This is a genomic window from Pseudomonas graminis, from assembly GCF_900111735.1.
Taxonomy (GTDB): domain Bacteria; phylum Pseudomonadota; class Gammaproteobacteria; order Pseudomonadales; family Pseudomonadaceae; genus Aquipseudomonas; species Aquipseudomonas graminis.
In genome coordinates this window covers 1-1,418 of record NZ_FOHW01000092.1, presented here as the reverse complement: position 1 = coordinate 1,418, position 1,418 = coordinate 1, and the positions used below count along the sequence as shown (strand labels likewise).

The following is a 1,418-nucleotide window of genomic DNA, read 5'->3' as shown; positions in this document are numbered from 1 at the left end:
TGCAGATTGCTTGGGTGTTATATGGTCAAGCCTCACGGGCAATTAGTATTGGTTAGCTCAACGCCTCACAGCGCTTACACACCCAACCTATCAACGTCGTAGTCTTCGACGGCCCTTCAGGGAACTCAAGGTTCCAGTGAGATCTCATCTTGAGGCAAGTTTCCCGCTTAGATGCTTTCAGCGGTTATCTTTTCCGAACATAGCTACCCGGCAATGCCACTGGCGTGACAACCGGAACACCAGAGGTTCGTCCACTCCGGTCCTCTCGTACTAGGAGCAGCCCCTCTCAAATCTCAAACGTCCACGGCAGATAGGGACCGAACTGTCTCACGACGTTCTAAACCCAGCTCGCGTACCACTTTAAATGGCGAACAGCCATACCCTTGGGACCGGCTTCAGCCCCAGGATGTGATGAGCCGACATCGAGGTGCCAAACACCGCCGTCGATATGAACTCTTGGGCGGTATCAGCCTGTTATCCCCGGAGTACCTTTTATCCGTTGAGCGATGGCCCTTCCATACAGAACCACCGGATCACTAAGACCTACTTTCGTACCTGCTCGACGTGTCTGTCTCGCAGTCAAGCGCGCTTTTGCCTTTATACTCTACGACCGATTTCCGACCGGTCTGAGCGCACCTTCGTACTCCTCCGTTACTCTTTAGGAGGAGACCGCCCCAGTCAAACTACCCACCATACACTGTCCTCGATCCGGATAACGGACCTGAGTTAGAACCTCAAAGTTGCCAGGGTGGTATTTCAAGGTTGGCTCCACGCAGACTGGCGTCCACGCTTCAAAGCCTCCCACCTATCCTACACAAGCAAATTCAAAGTCCAGTGCAAAGCTATAGTAAAGGTTCACGGGGTCTTTCCGTCTAGCCGCGGATACACTGCATCTTCACAGCGATTTCAATTTCACTGAGTCTCGGGTGGAGACAGCGCCGCCATCGTTACGCCATTCGTGCAGGTCGGAACTTACCCGACAAGGAATTTCGCTACCTTAGGACCGTTATAGTTACGGCCGCCGTTTACCGGGGCTTCGATCAAGAGCTTCGCGTTAGCTAACCCCATCAATTAACCTTCCGGCACCGGGCAGGCGTCACACCCTATACGTCCACTTTCGTGTTTGCAGAGTGCTGTGTTTTTAATAAACAGTCGCAGCGGCCTGGTATCTTCGACCGGCATGAGCTTACGGAGCAAGTCCTTCACCCTCACCGGCGCACCTTCTCCCGAAGTTACGGTGCCATTTTGCCTAGTTCCTTCACCCGAGTTCTCTCAAGCGCCTTGGTATTCTCTACCCAACCACCTGTGTCGGTTTGGGGTACGGTTCCTGGTTACCTGAAGCTTAGAAGCTTTTCTTGGAAGCATGGCATCAACCACTTCGTGTTCTAAAGAACACTCGTCATCAGCTCTCGGCCTTA

General features: G+C 53.0%; 1 rRNA gene. It reads right to left on the bottom strand.

The features are described 5' to 3' along the window. Positions 1-21: 21 nt before the first annotated feature. Positions 22-1,418: ribosomal RNA gene (locus tag BMY98_RS26560) — 23S ribosomal RNA — on the bottom strand; the annotation flags it as partial.